We start from the raw sequence: 26,749 nt of genomic DNA, 5'->3' as shown, positions 1-26,749 counted from the left end.
ATACGGCACAAATCAGGAGAAGGCGATGAGACGACGCGTCCTACACGTCCGACCGTTGGTCGAGCAGATCGAGTCGCGAGAGCTACCCTCGGCGATCCTGGTCGCGAATATCGCCGCGGCGATGCGTCGGGCTCACCAGGCCCCATCCGCGACCCTCGGGGTCCCGCCGTTCAACTCGACGCCCCAGCAATTCGGCGATCATTTCGAGAACCTGCTGGTCTCCCCGGATCCCAACGCCGTGCCGACCGCGCGCGAGCAGCGGCGCGAGAGCTTCCGGGCCCGGTTCACGGATGGTTCCTACGGCATCGGCCCCGGTCGATTCAGCAACGAGGCGAGCCACACTTATCTGCGCGCCATCGGGATGTCGAATCAGATGCTGAATAGCAACATGCAATTTGCGTTCGTTCAGTCCAAGGATCTTACAAAACCACCGGCCGGGGAGATGTCGATTTTCGACAAGAACATCTCGACGGGCAACCAGCTTGGTTTCTTCGCGATCGCCGAGCCCGGCGCCGTCGACCGGAAGGGACGACCCACGCGATTCCTCATTTACCAGAAGGACGTCAACCAGGCGGCGTCCTTTTACGATCAGGGCACCGGCGTCGGGACGATCGACGTCCACTATTACCCGCAGAAGACCAGCCGACAGGGCAAGTTTGAATCGGGCCGCTTCAACCTGGTCGTCCGGGCCCAGGTTTACAACTTGGGGACCACGGCCATCCTGACCAACGCCTATAGCAATCCTTGATGAGAAAAATGTCGTTGAGCATCAATCCGTGCAAGCAGAGTCGTCTTTCCCCCCCCCCCGGAGAGGCCGAACGCGTGGCAGCGATCAGTTCGATGCTAAGCGGCTGGTCACGGCTTTTCTTGATTTTCTGCTGGGTGGCCAGGGCACCCAGGGCCCGCCTGCAATTCCAAGGAAGGCCAGGTCCACCTGCTTCGTTCTCAAGAAGAACTGGGGTGGAACGGCTCCAGACGCGTGTGAAAACGCGCCTGGTCGGGTAGGCTTCAAGCTGCCAGCGTTCCGAAGGTCCGCAGGATGAAGCCGAACCGACCCGAGCCAACGGGACGAAGCCGAGCGATTCGGGCCGTGGGATGATGTCGATTCGAGGAGATCGTTTGATGAGGAAACCGATGACTCCGGGCCGACTCGATCGCCGCAATTTTCTCTGGAACACAGGGGGGGACTCGGTGGCCTGGCGCTGGCGCAGTTGCTGGGCGCGGAGGGGCTGCTCGCGGGGACGCTCGACGCCAAGGGCAGGGGGGAGCTCGGCGGCGGTTTGCATCACCGGGCCAAGGCTCGCCGGGTTGTGCAGTTGTTCATGTCGGGCGCGGCCAGCCAGTGCGATACGTTCGACTACAAGCCGCTCTTGATCAAGAAGCATGGTGAGCCGTTCGACCCCGGGGGCAAGGTCGAGTTGTTTCAGAGCACGCCCGGGGCGGTGATGAGGAGCCCTTGGGCGTGGTCGCGGCATGGCGAGTGTGGCAAGTGGATGAGCGGGCTGGTGCCTCATCTGGCCGACTGCGTCGACGACATGGCGTTCCTGCCGTCGATGGTCGCGAAGTCGAACGTGCACGGGCCGGCGACGTTCATGCAGAACACGGGGTTTGTGCTTCCTGGGTTCCCGAGCATGGGGGCCTGGGTCTCGTACGGACTCGGGAGTCTGTCGGACGACCTGCCGGCGTTCGTCGCCCTGCCCGACTCGCGCGGGTTTGCACCCAACGGGCCGGCGAACTGGGGCGCGGGGTTCTTGCCGGCCGCGTTCCAGGGGACGATGGTCCGCGCGGGCTCCCCGAGTCCGATCTTCGACCTCTTCCCTCCCGAGGACCTCGCGCTCACTCCCGAGGGTGAGCACGACGGCCTGGCGGTCTTGAATGCCATGAACCAGGCGCATCGAGCCGAGCGCGAGGGCGACTCGCGGCTTGATGCGCGGATCGCCTCGTATGAGCTGGCGGCCCGGCTCCAGTTGAGCGCGCCCGAGGTCCTCGACCTCGCGGGTGAGAGCCGGGCGGTCCGTTCGCTCTACGGGCTCGACGAGGAGCCGACGGCCGACTTCGGCCGCAACTGCCTGATCGCGCGGCGGTTGCTCGAGCGGGGCGTTCGGTTCGTCCAGGTCTGGAGCGGGGCCGATAACGGCTTCCCCCGCCGCAACTGGGATTCGCACGAGGACCTCGCCCGCGACCACGGCGCCATGGGCCTGAGCATGGACCGCCCCGCCGCCGCCTTGCTCAAGGACTTGAAGTCCCGCGGGCTCCTGGAAGACACCCTCGTGATCTGGACCACCGAGTTCGGCCGGATGCCTTGCAGCCAAGGGGGGAAGGGCCGCGACCACAACCCGTTCACCTTCACCTCATGGTTGGCCGGCGGCGGCATCAAAGGGGGGACCACCTACGGCACCAGCGACGAATGGTCGTACAAGGCGGTCGGCGATCCCGTCACCTGTTATGACTTGCACGCCACCGCGCTGCACTTGCTCGGCATCGATCACACGCGGTTGATTTTTCGCCACAACGGGATCGATCGCCGGCTTACCGACGTGCATGGCCGCGTGATCCGGGATATCGTGGCCTGATTGATTGATCGATTGATCGAACAATCTCGTGTGACGGTTCGCGTTGCGTTTTTTTTTCGCGGATTCCTCCGTTTGATTGACCGTTGTCGCAACGGTGTCCTAGCGTTGCCTTGGGCACTCCGGGCCGACGGGGACGTGTCCCTCCTCCGGGAAGATCGACGAGTCATTCCCTTTTTTTGTTGCGACGAAGCCCATGAAGACGGATCGCAAAATCTCTGAGTCACGGGGGCTGATCCTCCCGATGGTGGCCGTGGCCATGGTTGCGCTGTTGGGGTTCATTGCGTTGGCGATCGATATCGGCATGATTGCCGTCGCCCGGACGCAGAGCCAGAACGCGGCGGACACGGCGGCCATGGCCGGAGCGCGGGCGCTAAACGGCAACACCAGCGGCGGTTACAATGAGACCAGCGCGAAGTCGACCGCCATCAACGCCGCGACGGCGAGCACAATTCAAGCCAACGGGGTTCCAAAGTCGCAAGTTGATGTTAAGATTGGTTCGTACACCTATGATTATTACCAGTCTAAGTTCGTGGCCAACATCCCGACCCTCTCGACCGATACGCCGAACCTGGTGAAGTCGACGATCACCGCGACGGGTCAGAACTTGTTCGGTCGCATGCTGGGAAATGCGGCCTTCAACGTCAGCGCGACGGCGACGGCCGTACACCGGCCACGTGACGTGGCCGTCATCCTGGACATGTCGGGATCGATGCGGTTCGACAGCTTGCTGGGCGCCCCCTACTCAGGTGCGCGCACCCAGTCGAACAATCCTGAGGCGATCTATCCTCAGTTCGGCCATTATTCATCGTCTCTGGCCAGCTTGCAAAACACGACCGGCCCCGACACGATCAGCGGGGACACCTTCGGCCTCGCCAATATCAGCGTGGCCACCGCCGCGGGCGACCCGATCGTGGGCGACTTTTATCAGAACGCGCTTGGGGGCACGCCGGTCCCTGCTTTCACCGCGGCGCCGGATAGTTATGCCACCGCGCCCGACGGCGACACGCCGTTGGTCGCCTACCGCGCGAGCACCCATGGGCAGACGGTCCAGCAAATCACCAACGGGGCCACCTTCAATGGCTACACGGCGACCCCGTTCACAAACTACACGGGGCCGACCGTCCCCGAATTCAAAGGATACACCCGAGGGCCGGGCTACTGGGGCAAGACTTTCTTCATCTGGCCTCCCGATCCTCGCACGGCCAACGACTGGCGGCAGAAGTTTTTCGGCACGACCGACAACACCGCCCTCTGGGATTCGTCGGGCAATTGGAAGGTCCCCAGTTCCTCAACCTACTCCATCAACTACGCGGCCATTCTCGCCTGGATCAAGCAAACGCCGAATCCGTTTCCCACCAAGCTTCGCGCCGGCCGGATCCTCTATTACGACGCGATCCCGACCACGATCAGCACGTCCTCGTATCCCCCGTCCGACCCCAACCAGCGGTTCTGGAAGGAGTACATCGACTACGTCATCGGCCTCTACCAGAAGAGTTCGTCCTCCTGGGATGTGGTCACGAAGTACACGGGCTATGGCGACGACTACACGTGGGGGACGGTGAAAATCAGCGCGAAGCCGACCGGTACGAATGCCAAGTACATGGATTACGGCGACAATCCTGAACGGCCCAAGCTCCACTTCTGGTTCGGGCCGATGACGATGGTCGACTTCCTTGGCAATTATAATATGTGGAGCCAGTATGCAAACTGGAATCCCTACTGGCCGGGCAATTGTCACGAGGGGCCGCTCTGGGCCTGTAAACTTGGCGTTCAATCGGCTTTGCAAGACATCAAGAACAACCATCCTAATGACTTCGTCTCGCTCATGTATTTCAGTACGCCGAAGTACTCCGCCAGCGATAGCGGGAGCTTCAACCGGGTCCGTGTGCCCCTCGGTCGCGACTACGCTCGGTTGAGCGACACTCTCTGGTTTCCCCCGTCGACCATCGACACGCCGGGCACCGAGATTCGCCCCTACGACACCGATAACCTCGACGTGCCCCGCGCCTTCGGCGGGACGACCACCGTCATGGGGTTCATGCTCGCCTACAATCAACTCAGCGGCAACGCGGCGCTCCGTACTTTTGCCCCCTCCCCGGCACCTGTCGGTGACGCCGGCGGGCTCGGACGCAAAGGCGCTCAGCGGTTGATCATCCTCGAGACCGACGGCATGGCGAATACCGCTGCCACCGCCGCATTCGTCAATGGAGGTGCCAACAATTCTTACTACAAAGTGCGCCAACCGGGTGAGTATCCGACCAACTCCGGTACGGTGACCACGCAAATCTACTCGGTGGTGAACCAGATCTGTGCGCTCGAGACCGCCAGCGCCCCGGGCTACTCCACCACGCGCAAACCGGTGCTTGTTCACTGCATGGGCTTGGGACCGATCTTCGACCCGAGCACGAATAGCACGCAACGCGCGGCGGCACTCGACCTGTTGCAGAACATCCAGTACATTGGCAGCACTCAGGCGACGGCAACGACTCCGCTGGCGTCGTATAAGGTCATCACCGGGACATCGCAACAGCGCGCCGACAAGATCCGTCAGGCGTTCAGTGCCATCATGCAAGATGGAGTCCAGGTGTCGCTGATCGACTGAATCGCGTTCTCCAGGGAAAGGAGCGGAGTCTTCGGTGTTACCGCCGACGGCCGCTGTCGCGGAATTTAGAAACGCCGGTAAGCACTACCCCAATGACGGCGCCGGCGCGTGGGCGGTTCGGAATGTGGACCTCCGGATCGAGCCGGGCCAGGTGTTCGGGCTGCTCGGCCCGAACCGGGCCGGCAAGACGACCCTGGCCAAGCTCTTACTGTCGCTCTGCCGGCCCAGCGAGGGGGAAGTGCTCCGGTTCGACCGGCCTGGGGACGTCCGCCGGACCTTGGCACGCGTCGGCTACGTACACGAGGCCCCGACTTTTCCCCGTGACCTGAACGCCGTTGGCCTGCTCCAGTATTACGGCGCCTTGACGCTGGTGCCGAGTGCCGAGCTCCGCCGGCGCATCCCCGCCCTGCTCGAGCGCGTCGGCCTGGCCGATCGCAGCCGAGAACCGATCGGCGGCTACAGCAAAGGAATGACTCAGCGCCTCGGACTGGCCCAAGCCCTCTTGAATGACCCCGACCTCCTGGTCCTCGACGAGCCGACCGAGGGACTCGACCTCGGGGGGCGACAACTCGTCCGCGACCTCGTTCTCGAACAGCGCAAGCGCGGGCGGACCGTCCTCTTGATCTCCCATGCCTTGAGCGATGTCGAGTCCTTGTGCGACCGCGTCGCGGTGCTTGTCGAAGGCCGGAAGGTGTACGACGGTTCCCTGGCCGAACTGAAGGGGGACGCGGAAACAGGTTCCCCCCGGTCCTTGGACCAAGCGTTGAGCGATCTCTGCCGGAGACCCGCGGTATGAGCCGTTACGCCACCCTCCGGGTGCTCGCCTGGTTGGTCCGCGACACGTTCCGCCAGTCGCTCGACTCCAGGGTCTTCGGGATGATGCTGACGCTCAGCGGCCTGGGCATTTTGACCTGCCTGAGCATCAGCGTCCAAGGCGGCGCCCCCTTGCACCGGCCGGACGAACGGCCCGACTTCCTGCCGCGAACCGCCTCGAGCGCGGAGCGGACGCTGGCTCCGCGCGACGGTGTGGACATCGCCAACGGCTCGATGTCCCTCGCCTTCGGCGCGTTTCGGATTCCCCTGGGCCGCGATGCCCAGGACGCCATCCAGTTCATTCAACTCGTCCTGGCCACCGCCGCGGCGGACACGGTCGGCCTGCTCATGGCCTTGGTCTGGACCGCCGGGTTCTTACCCGCCTTCCTTGCACCCGGGGCGGTCACGGTGCTGCTGGCCAAGCCCGTTCCCCGCAGTCTCCTGCTCCTGGGAAAATATATTGGGGTGATCACGTTCGTCGCGTTTCAGGCGGTCGTCTTCTTCCTGGGCACCTGGACGGCGCTTGGGGTCCGCACCGGGATCTGGGATGCGAGCTACTTGTGGGGGATCCCGTTACTCGTGCACCAGTTCGCTCTTTTCTATAGTGTCTCGACGCTGATCGCGGCGTGTCGAAAGCGCACGGTGGCCTGCCTGTTCGGCTCGCTCCTCTTCTGGTTCCTCTGCTGGGGGACGAACTACGGCCGACACGCGGTCGTCGCCTTGCCCGAGCTCAACCGTGAAATCGCGCCGCTGTCGCCCTGGCTTCGCGGCTCGGTCGAGGTGAGTTACTGGGTCCTCCCCAAGCCGGCCGACTTGAGCCTCATCCTCAGCCACGCGATCGACGCGGAACGCCACTTCGCCACGGTCCCCGAATTCGAGACCGTGCGGCGGATCCACCGGTTCCATCCCGTTCTCTCGGTGCTCAGCTCTTTGGCAACCGCCTGTTTGATCCTGGCGGCGGCGGCCCGGAAATTCGCGACGACCGATTATTGAAGTGTGTGTGTGTGGTAAGGTCAAAAGGTCTGATGGCCGTTGTCCACCCTCGACCAACCAGGCCTGGATCAATTGGCCTCGCAGCGCATCATCGCTTGGGCTTTCACCTGGATGGTGCTGTTCATCAGTAGGAGTCGTGGCGCCGCGGGACGGTACGTGCCGGTGATTTGCACCATGACCGAGTCGCCGAAGCGGGCATTGGTCCAGAGATCCAGGTTGGCGCCTGTGGTCGGGTTGGCTTTGAAGACCTGGATCGTGGGACTCCCGGCGCTCAACTGCCCCTCTTGGCCCGCGAGCTTCTTGAGGACATAGGCCTGGACGTCCGCGGTCGTCTTATCGTAGGCATGGACGATCGCGTAGCGGGCTCCCTCACGGGCCGCGTTATCGACGAGGTTTCTCACCATGACGAACCGGCTGTACTCAAAGATGCCGATCAGGATCATGAGGAAGATCGGGAGGATGATGGCGGCTTCGACCAGCACCGCACCGCGGCGTCGCGTTGGCCAGGAGCTTCGCTTGATCATCGGCTGAAATGCTCCGTCATTGATAAAAATAAGTTGGATTCGATTGGCGGGGAGAGTCGGCCAGAGCTCGCGTTCGTTCAGTTGATCGGGATCGAGGTCGGTACAGTCAAGGGGATGTCCTTCATCGAGTTCCAGCGGCAAGTGGCCGTCAGCGTATTTGAGCCGAGCAGGTTGTTCATTGCGATCCAGCGCACGTTGTTGGAGGGGAGCGTCGTGGTGATCTCGAACTGGTCGAGTTGATCGGCGACCATCGGGTCGGAGTTGGCGGCATTCGTCAGGTTGGTCACGGTCACGGTCACCCCAGTCGTCACGAGCCCGGCCTGGGACATCGCGTTGAGCACGGCTTGCTGAATCTCCGTAACGCTGACCTGGCCGGTCGAGGCGCAACGCCCCCCCTCTCGCGTGGCGTTGTTGAGGATCTGGACGGCGTCGATGAGCCGACCGAGATCCCAAACGCCGAGCAAGAGGGTCAGCAAGAGCGGGAGAACCAATGCCAACTCGACGGCGACGGCTCCGCGCCGTGGACCCCAAACGGGGGGAACCGAGGTTCTGCTAAGCTTCAAGACCTGCACCCTACCTCCGAGCCAAGGGACTGATTCCGACGCCTTTGGCCCGACCGATTCCCTGTCGGGCGAAATCAGAACGACCGCCAACTCGCAGCGGACGGAGCCTCCCCTTTGGTCTATCATAGATCGCCAATCGAAAAAGTGCCGACACCAAGGGCACGGAACCAGGGATCTCGAGTCCATTCGGTCGAAAGATGTTGCCGAGGGGCCACATGAAACGCCAGAATCGACTCGAGGCGCGTTGTCGATCGGGCCATTCTTGATCCGGCATCGTCTCAATTCAACACGTCTCGCCTGTTACGCTGGGCACGGGTCGACGCTCGCTAAATCCCGTCTTGCTACGGTGGCCATGTAAAGATTCGTATGGATTTGTATGAATTCGTGAGCTTTTTCGATGGGTCGGTGGTCAGGATCGGATTCTTCCCGTAGTGTGGGCACGGCCCACCATCCCGATCTCCTTGCCAAAGCGGAGGTTAAGATGGTGGGCCGTGCCCACACTACGGGAATCGTTGGACCCACGATGACGCCACGACCGATCGCGTCGAAGCAGGGGGAAACGGGTTCGGCGAAGCTTTACGTGGCGATCCTGCTGGGTTGGTCCCTCTCCAATCGGGACCGGCGGGCCGTGGACACGCCGACCGGCCCACCGGACCCGTGACGCCTCTCTTGATCGGCGTACCCGACGCGGCCACAATAACAAACCAACCATCCTGTTTTGTGAGATCGCCGATGAAGGTTGTCACGCAACCGCGCGCGCTGGAAACCCGAGCGAAGATCCTCCAGGCGGCGGCCCGCCTTTTTGCCCTCAAAGGGTATCACGACACGAAGCTGGAAGAGGTCCTGGCCTCCGCCCAGGTGTCGAAGGGCGCGTTCTTCCACCAATTCCGTGACCGGGAGGACCTCGGTTTCGCGGTCCTGGACTGGCACATGGAGCAACGCCGACAACTGCTCGATGCGATCGAGCAGGAATTGCCGCTCGCCAAGCCGGCTGATCCGCTTCAGAGAGTTTTCCGGCGGCTGGACGCCATCCAGGAAATGGTCCGGCGCCGGGAGGGCTGCAAAGGGGGTTGCATCATCGGCAACATGAGCACGGCCCTGAGCGATTGTCACGACGGATTTCGCAAGCGTCTGGCCGAGTGCTTCGACGAGATGGCGAAGGAGTTCCTCCCCCACCTGGAGGCGAAGGCACGGCAGGGACGCGCGGGGCGGCGGACGAATCCCAGCGAGTTGGCCCGCTACATCGTCACGGTCATTGAAGGGGCAATCATGCAGGCTCGTACGCTCGGCGACGCCGAACTGCTCCCCCAGCAATTGGCGTACCTGAAAGAGCACCTCAAGAAATCCCTGGGATCGTGAAACCTGGCGGTCTTGTTTCGGGTAGAAGCAGACAGACCGGTTGGTTTGTTTTCTCCAGGGGGCATTTCCATGACCCGGTTCGCAGCCCCGATCCACGACGCCTTGGGGCTTGCAACGGGCTGGAACAAGACCACTTGAGCAGCACATATGAGGGCGGCGGCCCGTGGCCACCCGAACGGGTGACGATCCGCGGTTCCGACGGCCGCGCGATGGAGCCGTGCTCCACCCGGCATGATCTCTGACTTATGTTTAGTAGTCGGAGCAATCCCGCGGAAAACTCGAGCCTGCACTACGCCGAACGGATGGTTGATCTGACGGTCGTGTGCAAGGGCGAGATCAAGGGAGTCAACACGGCGGCGCTCGAGGGCGTGCCGAACATGGACGAGGACGGCATGCGCGATTGATGTCCTCGGATGTTGTCGATGTACCGGCGATATCCATCACTCCCCCGATCCCAAAAGGAAAGAGAGCCATGCATAACCTGAAAGTTGGTGTCGGTGCGTTGGTGTTCCTCGGCCTCGTGTGCGCCCAGGATATTCCCGAGGAGGCGCGCAAGGAGATTGCGCGGAACCTGCACGGCCCCTTCATGGTGTTCCGCGACGTCGTGCAGGAGGAGCTGAAGCTGACCGACGAGCAGAAGGAAAAGGTGGAGGAGCACCTCCGGGAACGGTTTCTCGACATCGGGCAGTTTTTCCAGTCGCTCGAGGGCCTGAACGGGGCGGAGCACGAGAAAAAGCTCCAAGCGTTCCGGCAGAAGGAGCAGGAGAAACTGAGCTCGGTGCTGAAGGCGACGCTTAACGAAGACCAGAGCAAGCGTTTGCACCAACTGGGGTTGCAGCAGGCGGGGGCGTTGGCCCTGTTCCACGGTAGGCCGGAGCTTGCGAAAGCCCTGAAGATCACGAACGAGCAACGGAAGCAATTCATGGCGGTCGTCCAGGAACTGCAGAAGAAGGTCGAACCCCTGATCAAAGAGGCCCAGTCGGGGGGTGATCCCGAGGAAATTCGGCCCAAAGTGATGAAGATCCGCAAGGAGCAGGAAGGCAAAATCGAGGCCCTCCTCACGGACGCGCAGAAGAAGCAGTGGAAGGAGATGCTCGGGAAGCCCTTGGCACTCGACGAGTGACAAGGCCACCGCCGGGGCGCGTGTCGAACGCGTCCCTTGGCTTTCCTCGCTCTCAGTCGCTCACAGCGTTTCCTGCCTCGATGGAGAAACCGATGCGCCGCCATGACCAACCACGATGGGACGACCGCTTTCTGACCCGCCGGGACTTACTCTGCCGCGGCGGTATGGGAATGGGGGCGCTGGCACTGGCAGGCGTCATGGGCGACGCGTTCGGCGACGTAGCGCGCCCGGCAAGCAGCCTCGACGTGCCTCCGGTGCCGATGCAGCCGCACTTTGCCGCCAAGGCCAAGCGCGTGATTCACCTGTTCTTGAGCGGCGGGCCGTCCCACGTCGATACCTTCGACCACAAACCGGCACTCGACAAACACCACGGCCAGCAACTCCCCCAGAGCATCCACCAGGTCACCGAACGCCGAACCGGGACCGTCATGCGGTCGCCCTTCAAGTTCCATCGCTACGGGCAGAGCGGGATTGAGGTCAGCGAACTGTTCCCCCACGTCGGGGGGTGCATCGACGACATCGCGGTGATCCGTTCCATGCAGGCCGACGTGCCCAACCACATCCCGTCGATTCTGTTGATGAACTGCGGGGACGCGCGGTTGATCCGGCCCAGCCTCGGCTCCTGGGTGACCTACGGGTTGGGCAGTGAGAACCAGAACCTCCCTGGGTTTGTCGCCATGCGCCCCGGCGGATACCCGGGCAACGGCGGTGCCCAAAACTGGCGAGCAGGGTTTCTGCCGGGCGCTTACCAGGGAACGTATGTCGACACCAGGCATACGCAGATCGAAAAGCTGATTGAGAATACCACCAACCTGCGGATTTCCCACGCGGACCAGCGCCGGCAACTCGAACTCTTGCGGGAACTCAACGAAAGTCACCGCCAGGAGCGCGACAGGAACGCACAGATCGAGGCCCGCATTCAGTCGTTTGAGCTTGGCGCACGCATGCAACGGGAAGCGGCGGAGGCGTTCGACATCAGCCGGGAACCCGAGTCGATCCGCCGAATGTACGGGGAAGGCACCGAGGCCCGGCAGATCCTGATCGCGCGCCGACTGGTCGAGCGAGGAGTCCGCTTCGTGCAGGCCTGGGTCGGCAGCGATTGGGACCACCACCAGAACCTGGAAGCAGGCCACCGCAGTCTGGCCAGGCAGTGCGATCAGGCGATCGGTGCATTACTGAAAGACCTCAAACAGCGGGGCATGCTTGACGACACCCTGGTCATTTGGGGAGGGGAGTTCGGCCGCACTCCGACCGTGGAATTGCTGATGGGCCTCCCCAACAACACGAGGGGCAATGGTCGCGACCACAACCATCATGGTTTCACCATGTGGCTGGCCGGTGGCGGCGTCAAAGGCGGGTATGTGCATGGCAGTACAGACGAATTTGGCTTTCGGGCGGTCGAGCAGAAGGTCCACGTCCACGACCTCCACGCCACGATTCTGCACCTGCTCGGATTCGATCACACCAAGCTGACCTACCGCCACGCCAGTCGGGATTTTCGCCTCACCGACGTGTACGGCGAAGTGGTGCAGGAACTGATTGCTTAGCGTCCTGACGACGCGGCGAGCGACACGTGAGACATCCCGAGGTGAAGGAGGAATCCCGTGCGAAGATCGTACCGGAGCATTGCGAGTTGGCTCCTGCTGACGCTGGGGTGGGTTGCCGGTACGTCGCCCGTGCTCCGCGCGGCTCCGCCTGCCGGTAGCGACGCCAAGGGCATCGAGTTCTTTGAAACACAGATTCGTCCGCTTCTTGCGAACAAGTGTTATCAATGTCACAGCCAGGAAAGCAAGAAGGCCAAGGGGGGGCTGCTGCTCGACAGTCAGGAGGGGCTCCTCAAAGGAGGCGATTCCGGCCCAATTTTTGTGGCCGGCGACCCCGAGATGAGTCTGCTGATCAAGGCCGTGCGCGACAAGGATGAAGATCTGCGCATGCCGCCTGACGGCAAAAGGCTGACCGAGGTGCAGGTCGCCGATCTCGAAGCGTGGGTGAGAATGGGAGCCCCGCTGCCGCGAGCGGGCGTTCCGGTGGACAAGATCAGGGCGAGTGCGCGCACCCACTGGGCCTTCCAGCCGGTGAAGCGACCCGCACTTCCCGCGGTCAAGAATCAACGCTGGATACAATCACCGGTTGATTCGTTTGTTCTCGCCAAGCTCGAACCCGCTGGAATGCAGCCCGCGCAGCCGGCGGACAAACGAACCCTGATTCGGCGGGCCACTTATGACCTGATCGGGTTGCCGCCGACACCGGAGGAAGTCGCGGCCTTCGTGGCGGACAAGTCCCCAGACGCGTTCGCAACCGTCGTGGATCGTTTGCTCGCCTCGCCCCATTACGGCGAACGCTGGGGCCGTCACTGGCTGGATGTGGCCCGATTCGCCACGACCGATAGTCCCTACGCCTTCACCTATCGCGATTACGTGATTCGCGCGTTCAACGCCGATCTGCCTTATGATGAATTCCTGCTCCAACAACTTGCGGCGGATCAGCTCGACCTTGGCGAGAACAAACAGGCGCTTGCCGGTCTGGCATTCCTGACGTGCGGCCGGCAGTTCATGAACGTCCACGACACGATCGACGACCGGATCGACGTCGTCATGCGCGGCACGATGGCGCTGTCGGTGAGCTGCGCGCGGTGCCACGATCACAAGTACGATCCGATTCCCACTCGCGATTATTACGCCCTCCACGGCGTTTTTGCCAGTTCCGTCGCGCCGGACGAAATGCCCCTCCTCGGCATCGCCCCCGATCCGAAAGCGCACGCGGAGTATCTGCCAAAACGCGCGTCGCTCCAGGCGAAGTTGGATGACTTCATCCGCAAGCAGGAGGCGGAGGTACTCAAGCAGCACCGCCAGCAAACCGCCCAGTGCCTGCTCCTGAGCCGGGAACCGGCCCAACTGGCCGGACTCATCAAGGAAGAATTTGGGTTGAGCGATCGGAAAATCCTCCAGGTCGGCGCCACGCGTTGGCTGAAGGCGTTGGAAAAAATGAACCGGGAATCCGATCCGATCTTCGCCCCTTGGTTCGCGTTTACGGCACTGCCGAGTTCGGAATTCGCCGACCGGGCCAAGATCGAGAGACTGTCGGCCAACTCGTTCGCCCATCCCGTGAACTCGCTGGTGGCCCAGGCTTTTGCAGGCGAACCACCAACCTCTTTGAAGGATGTGGCGGAACGCTACGGCAAGCTGTTCGAGGATGCGGACAAGCGATGGCAAGAGCTGCGGAGCGAGGCCGATCGGGACACCAACTCGGCCTCCCCCCAGGCACTGCCTGACGCCGAGCAGGAAGCACTACGCCAGGTGTTTTACGGCAAGGACAGCCCCGGCAACTTGCCGGCCAAGTTGATGCGGCCGCTATTTCGCACGACGGCGCTCATGCAGTTGGGACCCCTCAACGCAGAAATCGATCGACTTGAAGCCAATCATCCGGGCGCTCCCCTGCGAGCCATGGCGCTCGTGGACAGTCCGCGACCGGCGAACAGCCGGGTGTTCATCCGTGGGAACCCGGACCGGTTGGGTGAGGAGGCTCCCCGCCGGTTTCTGGCAATTCTGTCGGGAGACGAACGGGAGCCGTTTACCCGCGGCAGCGGCCGACTGGAATTGGCCCGAGCGGTCGCCAGCCGGGAGAATCCCCTCACGGCCCGCGTCATGGTGAACCGCGTCTGGCTCCATCATTTTGGTGCCGGTCTGGTGACGACTCCCGACGACTTTGGGTTACGCGCTGATCCACCGAGCCATCCCGAACTGCTGGACTACCTTGCCTGGCGGTTCATCGAGGACGGGTGGTCGCTCAAGAAGCTGCACCGCGTGTTGATGCTGTCGAGCGTTTACCAGCAACAGAGCGACAACCACCTGCGCGATGAGACGTTGGATCCGGATAACCGGCTGCTTTCGAAAATGAACCGCCGGCGACTCGACTTCGAATCGATCAGGGACACGCTCCTGGGGGTTGCGGGCAATCTGGACCATTCCTGCGGGGGACGTCCGGTCGATCTGCTCAAGCCGCGGGAAGGCCGGTTCGCCAATCGCCGCACGGTGTATGGAACCATTGATCGCAATGACTTGCTGGCGCTCTACCGGGTCTTCGATTTTGCCAACCCGGATCTGTCCACGGCTCAGCGTGACGCCACCACCGTGCCGCAACAATCGCTCTTTTTTCTGAACAGCCCCTTCGTCATGGAACAAGCGTGCAAGATGGCGAACCGGCCTTCCTTCCAACGGCTTGACGACGACGCGGAACGGGTTCGCGACCTCTATCAATGTGCCTATCAACGCGATCCCTCCGCGGAAGAAATCCAACGGGGGCTGCGTTTCCTCCACGGCACGTCGGCGGCAACGGGCACCGAGGAAACAATCCAGAAGCAGCCGCTGACTCGCCATGAACGCTATGCTCATGTTCTGCTGATGGCGAATGAACTTGTGTTTGTGGATTAACGGATCGTCGAAAGGGTGTGCAACGATGGTCGCTGGTCTCCAGGAACTGGCTCGGCGAATGCTGGCGGAGTACGACGCCAGGACACCGGGCCGGGGCGTTGACAACCCCCTCGACTTGACGACCGTCCAGGCGTACGCTCTTCAGGCGGAGATCGCCCGACTGCGCACGCAACGCGGGGAAAGAGTCATCGGCTACAAGGTCGGCTGCACGAGCCGAGCAATCCAGACGCAGTTGGGCGTCAATGAGCCGATCTTCGGCAGGCTCTTCGACACGGAATGTCATTTGAATGGTGTGCACCTCTCACCATCGCGCTATGCCAACCTGGCCGTGGAGGGGGAGCTGGCGGTGCGGCTCTCCAAGGACTTGCCCAGTCAGCCCCTGTCAGCGGAGGAGTGTCGGGAGGCCATCGCCGATCTGTTTCCGGTGATCGAGTTGCACCACTTTGTCCTTCCCGCGACCTGGTCTCCCGGTCCGTGGTTGATCGCGAGTGGCGGCATGCACGCGGGATTCGTGCGAGCAGAAACCGAGACAAGCTGCTCGAATTTGGCGTACAGTGCGCGCAGCCTTCGCGTCCGAATCAACGAGGTCGTCGTCGGGGCCGTGGAAGATGCCGCCGCGCCGATCTGCCCGATCGAATCGCTGCGTTGGCTGGCCGGTCGGCTCGCGCAGTTCGGACGACAGCTTTGCAAGGGCCAGGTGATCCTGACCGGGTCGCCCATGAGGTTGTTTCCGGTTGCCCCTGGCAGCCACATCGTCGTCGAAGCTCTGCCCTTGGGAGCGAGTTGCGTCGTGATTGATCCCTAAATCGTTCCCCAGATTCCCGGAGTCCAGGAAATGGAGTACGACGGCACATTGGTGTTGGAGTTCCTCGCGAAGACGCACCAGACGTCACTCCTGACCGACCGGGAGAAGCACCTCGTGGGACTGGCCGTGACCATGACTCGCGGTTGCCAGGTCTGCACGCGGGGCCGCATCGAGAAAGCACGGGAGGCCGGCATCGGGGACGATCTGCTGAATGCCTTGGTGGCAATCGTGTCCGCCGTCAACGCCGGGGTCGCCGCGGCCATGGCGCGGGAGGGCTTCCGCATGGCCGACGGTGCCTCGGCCGAGGAATGTGGGGCCCTCTGTTCGACTGAGCAATCGCCGAACGCCGAGAGGGAGACCACAGCACGGAGGGAAGAGGGATGAAGGGCAGCCCCAAGACCGGCACGACCGGCGAGCCGCAGTTCGTGGTCGAACCCAGGCCTACGATTGAACCGGCATCGTCTCGATTCAACACGTCTCGCCTGGTACGCTCGGTACGGGTCGACGATCTCGAAGGGGCCGAAAGGGAGGGATCGATGAAGCCATTCAATCCGAACGATCTCGAATGGGCCGAATGGAAGGGATCGATCAAGCCATTCAATCCGAAACCACGGTTTCGCCCGCACCAAGCCTGGGGCTTGCTCGCGATCGCGGGGGCTCTGGGAGCAATCGCATTGGCCACCCAGCCCGCGCCGGTGGGTCGGGCGCCGATCGGGGGAAGACCCCTGGCCGTTGCGTCGCCGTTGCCGATGCGACCGAACGCGCTCAGGCCGGTCGTGGTCACCCCGTCACTGCGGGATCCGGAAGTGCTCGGACCCACCGACCGTTGCGTGATCGAGGCGCCTCAGGTCGATGATCGGTTCGCCTTCACCGCGCCTCGGGTCGATGATCGGTTCGTTTTGAAGCCGCTGGTGCAGGGCCTCCCGGTGTCAAGTCGGTCCGCGCGATGAGCTCGCGTCGCTAAGTTCGCCCCTGATGAACGCGGGCGTTGCGTTGCCCAGTTCCCGAGCATCTTCTTGGAGCCTTGGCCTCATGTTCCCAACCTTGCTGACGCTGGCCCTCGCGATCTCGGCCGCCCCCGAAACCAACTCCGACGTCGTGGCGCCGGGGGCGACGCTCGAGAAGCTCTGGGATCAGGGGAGCTTCACCGAAGGGGGAGCGCTGACCCAGGACGGGTCGATCCTCTTTTCCGACATCGGCGATCGGATCATGCGGTTCGACCCCGCGACCAAGGCCGTCACGGCCTTCCGCGATCCCGGTGGTCGGGCCAACGGCCTGATCTTCGACCCGCAAGGGCGGTTGATTGTCGCCGAGGGAGCGAATACCGGCGGCGGGCGGCGGGTCTCGATCACCGAGCGCAACGGCAAGGTCCGCACGCTGGCCGATGGTTACGAGGGGAAGCGATTCAACAGCCCGAATGACGTGGCCGTCGATCGCAAAGGGCGGGTCTACGTGTCCGACCCCCGTTACGTTGGAGACGAGCCCCGCGAACTCGACTTCGAAGCCGTGTTCCGGATCGACCCCGACGGCCGAGTCGTCCGACTCGAGACGACGGCCCGCAAGCCGAACGGCCTGGCGATCAGCCCCGACGGGAAAACCCTCTACGTCGCCGACACCGGCCCCGCCCGGCTCGCCTTGCTGGCCCTCGCTCTCGGCGAGGATGGCAGCGTCGGCCCCGTCCGCGTCCTGTTCGACTTTGGCGACGGCCGCGGCATCGACGGCCTGACCGTGACGACCGACGGCCGACTCGTCGTCACGGCCGGCAGCGGCGCCAAGGGGGGTGTTTATGTCTTGACCTCCGAGGGCAAGCCAGCCGGGTTCATCCCGACCCCCGAGTCCCCCTCGAACGTCGAATTCGGCGGCCCTGATCGCAAAACGCTCTACATCACCGCCGGCAAGAGCCTCTACCGGATCAAGACCACGATGACCGGTCATCACCTCTGGCCATCCCCCTGAGGACCGACGCCGGAAATCCAGTGGTTTACCGTTGGAATGGCGCTGGTCTTGCAATACGATCTTCCCGCCTTTGCCAGTTCCGAAGGGGATCGTTGATAGCAAGAGGCGTAAATTTCTGGAATTCAATGAGGACTGTCGTCACGTTACCGGGGCTCTTCGTCCGTCGGAAGACAGGGAGCTGATCGTTCCGTGTCTTTGGGCCTTCGCATGGGCTGGTTCGTTTGACACTGTGGCAACGGCGCAGGGTTGATGGATCCGGGCGGAAGACCCGATCACGTGGCGACAGTGTCGAAAAAGTTTCAATGGCGCGCGAACCGGGTGCGATTACCGACCGGAAGACGCTTCCTTCGTCACCCGCTCGAACAACGCGACGAGGCGAGGCAGCGTGACGTCCAGTGCATAGCGGCGGCGGATCAATTCGGCGCCTTGCAGACCGAGTTGGTGATAGGAACGGGGGTCGCGAAGGACGTCGAGCGCCCGGGTTGCAAAGCCGTCCACGTCGAAGAAATCTTCGAGCAGCCCGGTTTCTTCGTCGACGATCATCTCGCGGACCGGGGCGGTGTCCGAGGCGAGGATCGTGCAGCCGCAGGCCAGGGCGTTCATGAGCGACCACGAGAGTACGAAGGGGACGGTCAGATAGAGATGAAGGTCGCTGAGACTGAAGATGTCGACTAATGTCGACACTGGCACAACTCCGGTAAACAAGAACTTGGAGAGGTCGTAGTCATCCTGGGCAAGCACGTGCTCACGAAAGGTCTTGTGCTTGATGCGTTTTTCGTCGCCGCCGTAGCAGATCCGATCACTGCCAACGACGACGAACAGGACGTCGGGGTACGACTCATAAATTCGCTTTGCGGCCCGCATGAAAATATCGAACCCGCGCATCGATTCGAACCCGCGGCTGACGTAGGTCACGATTCGGGTCGATGCGGGGATCTCACGGTCGCCGATCCGTCGCGGTCCCCCTGCGCGGCGGGCGTAGATGTCGGTCTCGATGCCGTCGAAAATCACGTCGATCTTCGATCGTAGCTCGACCGGGAAGAGGCTGCGCTGAAATTCCGTCGGGCTATACGCGGCTCGGCAATTGACGAGGTCGAGCAAAATCATCGCGTTCCGCGCGTGAGAGCGAAGCCGATCGAGTTCCCCGGGCGGAGACTCCGGCCGGAAGTCGAGGTCGGACCCTTTCGAATGATAATAGTATTCGAAATAATTGATAATAGGGACGTCGGGGTAGAGCTCGGAGAGAAACAAGGTCGAGCCGAACCCGCTATGGCCGACGATCAGGTCGGGCTGGAGATCCGGGTGGGCCTTGCAGGCGTCATAGACGCCGTGGCTGCTCCAGATCGCGTTTTCGAACGTGCGCGTGCAATAGTGGTTCGTCTCTCGGGCACCTCCCGACGTCTTATATTGGATTTTGCGGATCCCCGACGCTTCGCCGGGCGCAACCTTCGAGAGAAACGTGCAGGTCCACCCCAACGTGCGCACGAGGTGCCGGGCGATGTGGCCGAACTGAGCCGGAAAGTTCTGGTGGGTGAAGAGGACGTGCATTACGCGAATATCCAGAATGGAAAATTATTAAAAATCGTCAAAGTTGATGTTTTTTGGGTTGTTTGTTTTTAGTTTGGCGAAGTGAATATTCGCCTTCCGCTTCAGGGGTTTAAGGGCGGGCACGGCCCACCATATTCGTCGATTCTCCGCAAGGTAAACAGAGAATTTCGCTCGCCCCCAAGGCGAGCGGGGAGCTGATCGCTCCCTGTCTTTGGTTGAGTAGCGTGTGCATTGGCCAGAAGACAGGGAGCGATCAGCTCCCCGCTCGCCTCAGACGTTTCGCTCGCTCTTTATTTTGAGAGACCCGCCTCAAGCCCCGTCCCGCGGTGAAACCGGGGGGGCTTGAGGCGGGTTGAACCGCGTGGCAATCCGCTGGGTCGACCTCGGCCTCCGCCGAACGATCCTTTACTTGACCAAGTTCCGGGCCATGATCCGGTTGGTCCGGGTGGCCTGGGCGGCAAGCTTGTGGAGCAAGGCGCCACGGCCCGCGAACCGGGGCGGTTGAGTGATTCGCTTGACGGCGGCGGGGGGAAGCGGAGTGGTGAGGTACGTCCGGCCGTCGCCGGGCTGTTCGACGTAACGGCCCATCGGCGGCTGGATGAACAGGGTGAACGTCGCCGTTGTGGTCGTCTCGGCGGGCAGGTCCGGCTCGACGAGCCCCCCGCGCACATAGACGCGGTTGTAGCCGCCGTCGAGGCCGGCCGTGTCGCGGTTGCCGTCGTGGTCCCAGTGGCCGAAGGCGATGTCGTTGCCGTGGCCTGCCAGCACGGTCTCGGCGATCCCGTCGTCGCCGGCATCCAGGAGGTTATTGCCGGTGCCGCCGTCGACCTGGTCGAAGCCGTCGCCACCGAGGATCACGTCGGCCCCGTCGTCGGGCAGGGTGGTGTCGCGGACGCTGTGCGGAACGTTCGGGATCCCGTTGCCGCCGTGGAGCGTGTCGTCGCCGGCTCCGCCGTAGATCGAGTCGTCGCCGAAGCCGCCGAGGATCTGGTCGTTGCCGGCGTTTCCGAAGAGGAGGTCGTTGCCTGCCCCGCCTTGGATGACGTCGTTGCCGTCGCCGCCCACGATCGTGTCGTTGCCGTCGTCGCCGTAGAGGAAGTCATCGCCCGCGTCGCCCCAGATCTGGTCGTTGCCGGCCCCGCCTTGCGCAGTGTCGTTGCCTGCCCCCGCCAGGATGACGTCATCGTCCTCGTCGCCGAGGAGTCGGTCGTCACCGTCGCCGCCGTTGATCGTGTCGTTGCCGGTGCCTCCCGAGATCGTGTCGTTGCCCGTACCGCCGTCGAGCGAGTCATTGCCGGCCATGCCCAGGAGGAAGTCATGGCCCGCTTCGCCGAGGATCTGGTCGTCGCCCGCGTCGCCGACGAGCGTGTCATTGCCGTCACCACCGCGGATCGTGTCGTTGCCATTGCCGCCGTAGACGTGGTCGTCGCCCGCATCACCGAAGAGGGCGTCATTGCCGTCGTCGCCGGTCAGGACGTCGTTGCCATCGCCGCCATGGAGCAGGTCGTCGCCCCGGCCACCCTGGAGCGAGTCGTTCCCGAGGCCGCCGTAGAGCGAGTCATTGTCGTCGCCTCCGTTGAGATAGTCGGCACCGTCGTCGCCCATGAGGAGGTCGTTGCCCGCCTCGCCCAGGAGCAGGTCGTTGCCGAGCTCGCCGACCAGCGTATCGGCGCCGTCGCCGCCGAGGAGCGAGTCGTTGCCGGTTCCTCCGTTGAGGCTATCGTTGCCGGCCATGCCCAGGAGCAGGTCGTTGCCGGCCTGGCCGAGCAGGGTGTCCTGGCCGGCCCCGCCGTTGAGCGTATCGTTGCCGTCGCCGCCGAGGATCGCGTCATTCCCCGCATCGCCGGCGAGGAGGTCGTCGCCGGCGTCGCCGGTGATGGTGTCATCGCCGTCGCCGCCGGAAACGGTGTCGTTGCCGTCGCCGCCGACGATCGAGTCGTTGCCGGCCTGGCCGAGCAGGAGGTCATTGCCCGCCTGGCCGAGTAGGGTGTCCTGGCCGTCGCCGCCGTCGAGGGTATCGGCGTCGTCCCCTCCGTCGATCGCGTCGTTTCCGGCGTCGCCGGCGAGGTAATCGTTCCCCGCGTCGCCGCTGATCGTGTCGTCGCCGTCGCCACCGGAGAGGGTGTCGTTGCCGTCGGCCCCGACGATCAGGTCGTTGCCGCCCCGACCGAGGATCAGGTCGTTGCCGGCCTGGCCGAGCAGGGTGTCGTTGCCGTCGCCGCCGTCGAGGGCATCGTCGCCGTCGCCGCCGTCAAGGGAATCGTTGCCCGCGTCCCCCACGAGGTAGTCGTTGCCGGCGTCGCCGGTGATCGTGTCGTCGCCGTCCCCGCCGAAGAGGGTGTCGTTGCCGTCGGCCCCATGGATCAGGTCGTTGCCGGCCATGCCGCGGATCAGATCGCTGCCTGCCTGTCCGAGTAGAGTGTCCTGACCGTCGCCGCCGTCGAGCGTGTCATCACCGTCGCCGCCGTCGAGCGCGTCGTTCCCTGCATCGCCATTGAGGACGTCGTTGCCGGTCTCTCCCAAGAGAATGTCGTCATCCTCGCCACCGCTGATCGTATCGTTTCCGGCGCCACCGGCGATCGAGTCGAGTCCCGTGCCGCCGAGGATCGAGTCGTTGCCGTCGCCGCCGTTGATGGTGTCGTTACCGGCCCCGCCCTCGATGGTGTCGTCGCCGATTCCCCCGAGGATCGAATCGTCGCCTGCATCGCCGAAGAGCGAGTCGTCGCCCGTGTCCCCGTTCAGGGTGTCGTTGCCGTCTCCGCCCCTGATGGTGTCGTTGCCGGGATCGGCGAAGGCGACGCCGCCGACCGTGACCGGCCCGAGGAGGTCATTGCCGGCGCCGCCGAGCAGGCTGTCGTTGCCGAGGTCGCCGTTGAGCGTATCGTTGCCCGCGCCGCCGTCGAGGGTGTCGTTCCCCTGGCCGCTGGCGATCGCGACGACTGCGAACGAGGTGCCCACGCCCGTGCCGTCGGCATCGCCCAGGAGGAGGTCGTCGCCGTCCCCGCCGACGATCGAGTCGTTGCCCGCGCCGCCAAGGATGACATCGGGGCCGAGGCCACCGATCAGGGTATCATCACCGAGGCCGCCGAGCAGAGTGGCATCGGCCGAAAGGAAGTCGTTGCCGGCGCCTCCCTCAAGCTGAATGCCGATCGCGGCCTCGACACCGGAGTCAGCCTTGATCCGGTCGTCGCCGCCGTTGCCGCGGACCTGAAGCACGTCGCTCCCTGCCGCCGAACCGGTGATCGAGAACCGCGAGAAGAACCCGGTCACGTCAACCATGGTTCCGGCCAGGGTGATCGCGACGTCGTCAGCGAGTCCCGATCCATCGATCGTGACGATGTCCTGGACCCCATCGCCGGCCCCCAGGTCGAACTTCAACGACTTGAGCTCGGTCCCGGTCAGGTCGGCCACGGCGATCGTGTCGGCCCCGGTTCCCGAGTTGACGTTCATCTGCTCGATGCCTGCGATATCGAGCGTGAACGGGACGAGGTTGGTGCGATCGAACTTGATGCGTGCCCCGTTGGGGTTGACCGTGAAGGCATCGCCTGCCGCCGCGCCGTTGATCACGGCGATGTCGGTCCCTTCGCCCCCCTCGACGAGGTCGCTGTTGTCGCCGTTGTTCCAGACGATCGTGTCGGAGCCGGCGCCGCCGAAGAGTTGGTCGTTGCCGGTGCCGCCAGTAAGGATGTCGTCGCCTTCGCCGCCGTAGATCGTGTCAATCCCTGCCAATCCGTTGATCGTGTCGTTTCCTCGACCGCCATCGAGGAAGTCGGCCCCAATGCCTCCGGTGATCGCGTCGTCGCCGTCATCGCCGGTGACGATCAGCCCCAAGGTGACGGTGCTGGCATTGATCTGGTCATTCCCGCCCAGTCCGTGGATTTCAATGCGCTCGATCGATGTGTATGGATTGGAGCCGTTTGCGCCATTGATTGCGGTGGTGAGGGTGCCGGGCGTGACTTCGCCGAGCGTGATGACGTCGGCGAAGTCGGTGCCATTGACGAGGATCGTGTCGTGACCCGATCCTCCGACGAGGGTGTTGTTGCCCGTGTCGCCGAAGAGGACGTCGTCCCCTGCGCCGCCGTCGAGGCTATCATCCCCCGCGCCACCGATCAGGGTGTCGTTGCCGTCGCCGCCCAAGAGGGTGGCATCGGCCGAGAGGTAGTCGTTGCCCGAGCCGCCGTCGAGGACCAGTTTGATCAGGCTCTCGATGGCGATTTGCGGCGACAGGTTTGAGCTTGGCAGGGCCTCGATCTTGTCATTACCCGCCTGGCCACGGACGGTCAGAGTGTCGAGCCGATTGGCGTTGCCCACAAAGAACCGGGCGCCGAGGCCCGTGATGGCGAACCCGCCGTTGGTAAAGTTGGCATCGGCGGGGTAGACCGGGGTGATATGGATCTCGTCATTGCCTGGTGTTCCCGAGAAGACCAGGGTGTCGGCCGCGTTGTCGGGCGACTGTGGTGTGAGGAGGCTACTGTCGTCGGCCAAGCCGAGGAAGACCGAGACATCCACCAAGCTGGTCCCGGTCAGATCGCCGATCTGAATGTCGTCTGCGCCGTCGCCTGGCAAGATGGTGAGGGTGTCGATGTCGGTTAAGTTTGCGGTGGCCGCGCCCGAGGTCGTTTTCTCCAGGACAACTTCGCTTCCCGCCGCATTCACGATCACCTGGTCGCGTCCGCTCCCACCGAGGAAGATGAATTCGTCGATGCCGGATCCGCCGTCGATCGTCTGGTCGTTGGCCTGATAATCGTAGAGGAATGTGTCGCCGTCGTTGCCGCCCAACAGGACATCGTGGCCAAGGCCGCCGGTAATCGTATCGCGGCCGTCTTCGCCGAAGATCGTGTCGTCGCCGATCCCGCCGGAGATGTCATCGTTGCCCGACCCACCTTGGATGTACTTGTTGTTGGTCGGTGGTTCACCGGCCCCGGGCACCAACAGGGTGCCACTGGCGTCGATCGTGTCGTCGCCGTCTCCGCCGTAGACGGTGTCGTTGCCTTCGCCCGTGAGAATGGTGTCGTTGCCCGCGCCACCGTCGATAAAGTCGCCCGCGGCGACCTTGGTCGTGCCCTTGAGCGTAAACGCTTGGTTGCCGCCGTAGATGGTGTCGTTACCGTTCCCGCCGTGGATTGTTGCCAGGCCGAGCGTGACCTGGATGATGTCGTCGCCGTCACCGCCGTCGAGTTGAGCGGGATAGGAGACGTCGGTGAGCGAGATCGAGTCGTTGCCGTCCCCGCCGTCTGCGACGATCCGCTTGACTCCCGAGTATCGCTGAGGCTTCACCCCGAAGGCGGAGACCAGCACTTCGCCGTCGTCGGGCGAACCCGGATTGAATGGTGTGACAGTGAACTGTTCGTCGATGATATCGGTGAACTGCATCCGCTGGGCGGTTCGCGGGCCCATGTTCAGGTAGAGCACCCCGTCCTTGACTTCGGCCAGAACGGGTGCCGGCGGGTCGGCGGCCGCGGATTGCACGTTGTTGCAGGTGCTATCCCAGTTCAGGATCTCGAACGTACCAAAGTCTTGATTTTTCTCGCAGGTCTTGGTCTTGGGCGGATACAATTGCACGCCGCAGATGTACTCGACAAACGCGCCGATCGAGAAGCTCAGATCGCCGCTCAGTTGGATCACGCAACTGCCGCGGAGCAGCTTTTCCAGTTCGTCGAAGCGGATTTTCTCATCCGAGGTGCCGTTCCCATTATCGAGCGCCCCCTCCAGCGTGCCGGTGAATTTGGCATCGACACCCACTCGTGCGATGTTGTGATTACCCACCCCCGCTTTGCCTACCAGTTGGGGTTGAATCGAAAACAAGGGGGAGCCGGACGCCGATTCCTGGATGTAAAAACCGTCGGCCGCATTCTTGCTCGGCCCAAAGATCCCGTTCGTGTCGTAGCCGAGGCGGATATTGGCCGACGTGGTGAGAATGAAATCGGCGGTGAATTCGACGGGAATCCCTGGTGGGACGACGATCGTGGCACTGAATAGATTGCGTTCGAATTTGGGCGGCTCAAAGTGGGCGTTGTACGTCACCAGGTCGACGTCCGACTGGCCGAGGAGCAGTCGGAAAACGTTCAAGGGGGCTGAGATGAGCGGGATGTCGACGTGGTATTTTTTGAGATCGTCGAGCAGGCTGCTGCCGCTCCCTCCGAGTGCTCCCTTGGCCGCCCCGTAGGTGTCCGGCTTCTGGCTCGTATTGTTCGCGTCCAGGCTCAGGTTCGACAACTTCTCCGCGGGGTTTTGGAGATTGAATCCCGCGCCCGCAAGGTTGAACGAACCGAGTGGGATCGTGCCGCTGCCGGCGATGGAACTGACCGTATCGGTGAGCTTCGCGAGGAAGATGGCCTGATCTAAGTAGTCGGACAAGGGCTGGAGATCATGGTCGAGGGTGGCGGCTTTCCGAATCATATCGGCCACCGATTGGACCGGGGATCCGATCTTTACCAGCGCCGGGATGGGTTGGCTGAGGGGTTCGAGAATGCGCAGGAAGCCACCCGCGAATCGGTCGATCTGATCGGCGACCGGTTTGATTACGTCCTTGATGGCGCTCCCCAGATCGAGCGAGACATTCTCGAACCCCGCCGTCAGACTTCCCTTGGCGATCAGGCTGTCTGACTTGGTGTAATTCGTCGCCGCGGCAAAGTTCCAAGTAAAGTGGAAGTCAGAGAGGATCGTCGGGTTGAACCCGTCGAGGGGGGCACCGCCGGCATCGAACCCGAGGAAATTCGCCGAGATCCTCAGCTTGGAATCAATGTTCCCCGCCAGCTTGGGCTGGAGTTGGATCGTGCTGAAGTCGGTGATGGGGGCACTGCCGAGGATGTCGGCCTTCACGGTGAAGGTCTGCGTGGTGCTGGCGCCGGGCGTGGGGCCAACGATTGCTTTCAGTAGCCCGAAGTCGGCCTTGGCGTGAAGGTTTTGCGTGTCGACCGCCAAGGCGACTTGGAGCTCGTCCGGCTGGGTCGGTACATACGTAATGCCGCTGTCATTAACATTGATGTTGATGAAGAAATCGTAGCTGATCTTTGCGTCGATCGTTGCCCCGGCCGTAACATTGAGCTGGAGGAAGTTGAGGCCGAGGTTGAAGGTCGCCGCCAGCACCTTGTTCCCGGTCAGGTGGAACTGGAAGTTACTGCCCGACGAGAGGACGGAACCTGGATCGACGCCGAAGGCGGTCTTCAGGGCGGTCTTTACGGCGGTCGAGTCATCCAGCGTGGTGTCGATCGAGTCGACCTTGGTCAGGAAATCGCTCGTCAGGAATTGCGCGGCCGTGTTGGTGCTTAAGGCATTGCCGACGAACGGGAGGGCGACATTGGTGGCCTGATCATTCACAAGCGGTTGGATCTGTGTGAAGAGGCCTGACAGGCCCGACTTCAGTCCGTTGAAGGTCAGGAGCCGCCGGTCTTCCAATGCGTCCATCGTCAGTCGGTTTCGGTGGATCCGGCTCAAGCGGGACTTCGGGTGCCCTTGGC

Annotated in this window: 18 protein-coding genes and 1 pseudogene; 15 read left to right on the top strand and 4 right to left on the bottom strand. The window is 63.1% G+C overall.

The window, feature by feature from the left end; all coding sequences use genetic code 11:
• Positions 1–25: 25 nt before the first annotated feature.
• From BUS42_RS18155 to BUS42_RS18135, 5 genes and pseudogenes are all read left to right on the top strand, one after another.
• Entirely contained in the window at positions 26–748 is a 723-nt protein-coding gene (locus BUS42_RS18155) for a hypothetical protein (RefSeq protein ID WP_074308503.1), read from the top strand.
• A 386-nt stretch (positions 749–1,134) separates the two neighbouring features.
• A pseudogene (locus tag BUS42_RS18150) lies at positions 1,135–2,573 on the top strand (DUF1501 domain-containing protein).
• 193 nt (positions 2,574–2,766) lie between these two features.
• Complete coding sequence (locus BUS42_RS18145; RefSeq protein ID WP_074308501.1) at positions 2,767–5,175, top strand: pilus assembly protein TadG-related protein; 2,409 nt, start codon at positions 2,767–2,769, stop codon at positions 5,173–5,175.
• Between the two features lie 34 nt (positions 5,176–5,209).
• Entirely contained in the window at positions 5,210–5,971 is a 762-nt protein-coding gene (locus BUS42_RS18140; protein ID WP_074308500.1) for an ABC transporter ATP-binding protein, read from the top strand.
• The gene (locus BUS42_RS18135; RefSeq protein WP_074308498.1) at positions 5,968–6,981 is read left to right on the top strand and encodes an ABC transporter permease subunit; all 1,014 of its coding nucleotides are present in this window, start codon (positions 5,968–5,970) and stop codon (positions 6,979–6,981) included. The genes BUS42_RS18140 and BUS42_RS18135 overlap by 4 nt, the downstream gene beginning before the upstream one ends.
• A 68-nt stretch (positions 6,982–7,049) precedes the next feature.
• On the opposite strand, the gene BUS42_RS18130 is transcribed toward BUS42_RS18135, so the two are convergent.
• Positions 7,050–7,505, bottom strand: a complete 456-nt coding sequence (locus BUS42_RS18130) for a TadE/TadG family type IV pilus assembly protein (protein ID WP_074308496.1) — start codon at positions 7,503–7,505, stop codon at positions 7,050–7,052.
• 77 nt (positions 7,506–7,582) lie between these two features.
• Complete coding sequence (locus BUS42_RS18125; RefSeq protein ID WP_254053594.1) at positions 7,583–8,077, bottom strand: TadE/TadG family type IV pilus assembly protein; 495 nt, start codon at positions 8,075–8,077, stop codon at positions 7,583–7,585.
• A gap of 514 nt (positions 8,078–8,591) precedes the next feature.
• On the opposite strand from BUS42_RS18125, the gene BUS42_RS43690 reads away from it, so the two are divergent.
• The 10 genes from BUS42_RS43690 to BUS42_RS18075 all read left to right on the top strand — a co-directional run bounded on the left by BUS42_RS43690 (position 8,592) and on the right by BUS42_RS18075 (position 17,741).
• Positions 8,592–8,729, top strand: a complete 138-nt coding sequence (locus tag BUS42_RS43690) for a hypothetical protein (RefSeq protein ID WP_159452249.1) — start codon at positions 8,592–8,594, stop codon at positions 8,727–8,729.
• A gap of 71 nt (positions 8,730–8,800) precedes the next feature.
• Positions 8,801–9,427, top strand: coding sequence for a TetR/AcrR family transcriptional regulator (locus BUS42_RS18110; RefSeq protein WP_074308489.1), 627 nt, complete (start codon positions 8,801–8,803; stop codon positions 9,425–9,427).
• Between the two features lie 245 nt (positions 9,428–9,672).
• Positions 9,673–9,831: a hypothetical protein gene (locus BUS42_RS43685; RefSeq protein ID WP_159452248.1), complete on the top strand. Its 159-nt coding sequence runs from the start codon at positions 9,673–9,675 to the stop codon at positions 9,829–9,831.
• 68 nt (positions 9,832–9,899) lie between these two features.
• On the top strand, positions 9,900–10,550 hold the full coding sequence (locus BUS42_RS18105) for a hypothetical protein (protein ID WP_254053593.1): 651 nt from the start codon (positions 9,900–9,902) through the stop codon (positions 10,548–10,550).
• 92 nt (positions 10,551–10,642) lie between these two features.
• The gene (locus BUS42_RS18100; protein ID WP_074308487.1) at positions 10,643–12,097 is read left to right on the top strand and encodes a DUF1501 domain-containing protein; all 1,455 of its coding nucleotides are present in this window, start codon (positions 10,643–10,645) and stop codon (positions 12,095–12,097) included.
• A gap of 57 nt (positions 12,098–12,154) precedes the next feature.
• The gene (locus tag BUS42_RS18095; protein WP_074308485.1) at positions 12,155–14,980 is read left to right on the top strand and encodes a PSD1 and planctomycete cytochrome C domain-containing protein; all 2,826 of its coding nucleotides are present in this window, start codon (positions 12,155–12,157) and stop codon (positions 14,978–14,980) included.
• 25 nt (positions 14,981–15,005) lie between these two features.
• Positions 15,006–15,785: a 2-keto-4-pentenoate hydratase gene (locus BUS42_RS18090; RefSeq protein WP_074308483.1), complete on the top strand. Its 780-nt coding sequence runs from the start codon at positions 15,006–15,008 to the stop codon at positions 15,783–15,785.
• Positions 15,786–15,815: 30 nt separating this feature from the next.
• Positions 15,816–16,169, top strand: a complete 354-nt coding sequence (locus tag BUS42_RS18085; protein WP_074308480.1) for a carboxymuconolactone decarboxylase family protein — start codon at positions 15,816–15,818, stop codon at positions 16,167–16,169.
• Positions 16,166–16,735 carry a hypothetical protein gene (locus BUS42_RS18080; protein WP_074308478.1) on the top strand — a complete coding sequence of 190 codons (570 nt, stop codon included), beginning with the start codon at positions 16,166–16,168 and terminating at the stop codon, positions 16,733–16,735. Before BUS42_RS18085 ends, BUS42_RS18080 begins: the two co-directional genes overlap by 4 nt.
• Before the next feature lie 82 nt (positions 16,736–16,817).
• A complete protein-coding gene (locus BUS42_RS18075) occupies positions 16,818–17,741 on the top strand; it encodes an SMP-30/gluconolactonase/LRE family protein (protein WP_074308476.1) in 924 nt (307 codons plus the stop codon).
• Positions 17,742–18,065: 324 nt separating this feature from the next.
• Here the strand turns inward: BUS42_RS18075 and BUS42_RS18070 are convergent, their stop codons facing one another.
• Both BUS42_RS18070 and BUS42_RS41965 read right to left on the bottom strand, forming a co-directional pair.
• On the bottom strand, positions 18,066–19,289 hold the full coding sequence (locus tag BUS42_RS18070) for a glycosyltransferase (protein WP_074308474.1): 1,224 nt from the start codon (positions 19,287–19,289) through the stop codon (positions 18,066–18,068).
• A gap of 405 nt (positions 19,290–19,694) precedes the next feature.
• Positions 19,695–26,696: a beta strand repeat-containing protein gene (locus BUS42_RS41965; protein ID WP_254053592.1), complete on the bottom strand. Its 7,002-nt coding sequence runs from the start codon at positions 26,694–26,696 to the stop codon at positions 19,695–19,697.
• Between the last annotated feature and the right edge of the window lie 53 nt (positions 26,697–26,749).

Source organism: Singulisphaera sp. GP187 (assembly GCF_900129635.1).
Lineage (GTDB): Bacteria > Planctomycetota > Planctomycetia > Isosphaerales > Isosphaeraceae > Singulisphaera.
The sequence above is the reverse complement of the archived record's forward strand: the minus strand, read 5'-3'. Positions and strand labels throughout refer to the sequence as shown.

Excerpts from the sequence above, each read along its gene's own strand:
- BUS42_RS18090 (WP_074308483.1), top strand. The coding sequence starts at position 15,006 with ATGGTCGCTGGTCTCCAGGAACTGGCTCGGCGAATGCTGGCGGAGTAC.
- BUS42_RS18135 (WP_074308498.1), top strand. The coding sequence starts at position 5,968 with ATGAGCCGTTACGCCACCCTCCGGGTGCTCGCCTGGTTGGTCCGCGAC.
- BUS42_RS18070 (WP_074308474.1), bottom strand. The coding sequence starts at position 19,289 with ATGCACGTCCTCTTCACCCACCAGAACTTTCCGGCTCAGTTCGGCCAC.
- BUS42_RS18100 (WP_074308487.1), top strand. The coding sequence starts at position 10,643 with ATGCGCCGCCATGACCAACCACGATGGGACGACCGCTTTCTGACCCGC.
- BUS42_RS18145 (WP_074308501.1), top strand. The coding sequence starts at position 2,767 with ATGAAGACGGATCGCAAAATCTCTGAGTCACGGGGGCTGATCCTCCCG.
- BUS42_RS18130 (WP_074308496.1), bottom strand. The coding sequence starts at position 7,505 with ATGATCAAGCGAAGCTCCTGGCCAACGCGACGCCGCGGTGCGGTGCTG.
- BUS42_RS18155 (WP_074308503.1), top strand. The coding sequence starts at position 26 with ATGAGACGACGCGTCCTACACGTCCGACCGTTGGTCGAGCAGATCGAG.
- BUS42_RS18075 (WP_074308476.1), top strand. The coding sequence starts at position 16,818 with ATGTTCCCAACCTTGCTGACGCTGGCCCTCGCGATCTCGGCCGCCCCC.
- BUS42_RS41965 (WP_254053592.1), bottom strand. The coding sequence starts at position 26,696 with ATGGACGCATTGGAAGACCGGCGGCTCCTGACCTTCAACGGACTGAAG.
- BUS42_RS43690 (WP_159452249.1), top strand. The coding sequence starts at position 8,592 with ATGACGCCACGACCGATCGCGTCGAAGCAGGGGGAAACGGGTTCGGCG.
- BUS42_RS43685 (WP_159452248.1), top strand. The coding sequence starts at position 9,673 with ATGTTTAGTAGTCGGAGCAATCCCGCGGAAAACTCGAGCCTGCACTAC.
- BUS42_RS18110 (WP_074308489.1), top strand. The coding sequence starts at position 8,801 with ATGAAGGTTGTCACGCAACCGCGCGCGCTGGAAACCCGAGCGAAGATC.
- BUS42_RS18080 (WP_074308478.1), top strand. The coding sequence starts at position 16,166 with ATGAAGGGCAGCCCCAAGACCGGCACGACCGGCGAGCCGCAGTTCGTG.
- BUS42_RS18085 (WP_074308480.1), top strand. The coding sequence starts at position 15,816 with ATGGAGTACGACGGCACATTGGTGTTGGAGTTCCTCGCGAAGACGCAC.
- BUS42_RS18105 (WP_254053593.1), top strand. The coding sequence starts at position 9,900 with ATGCATAACCTGAAAGTTGGTGTCGGTGCGTTGGTGTTCCTCGGCCTC.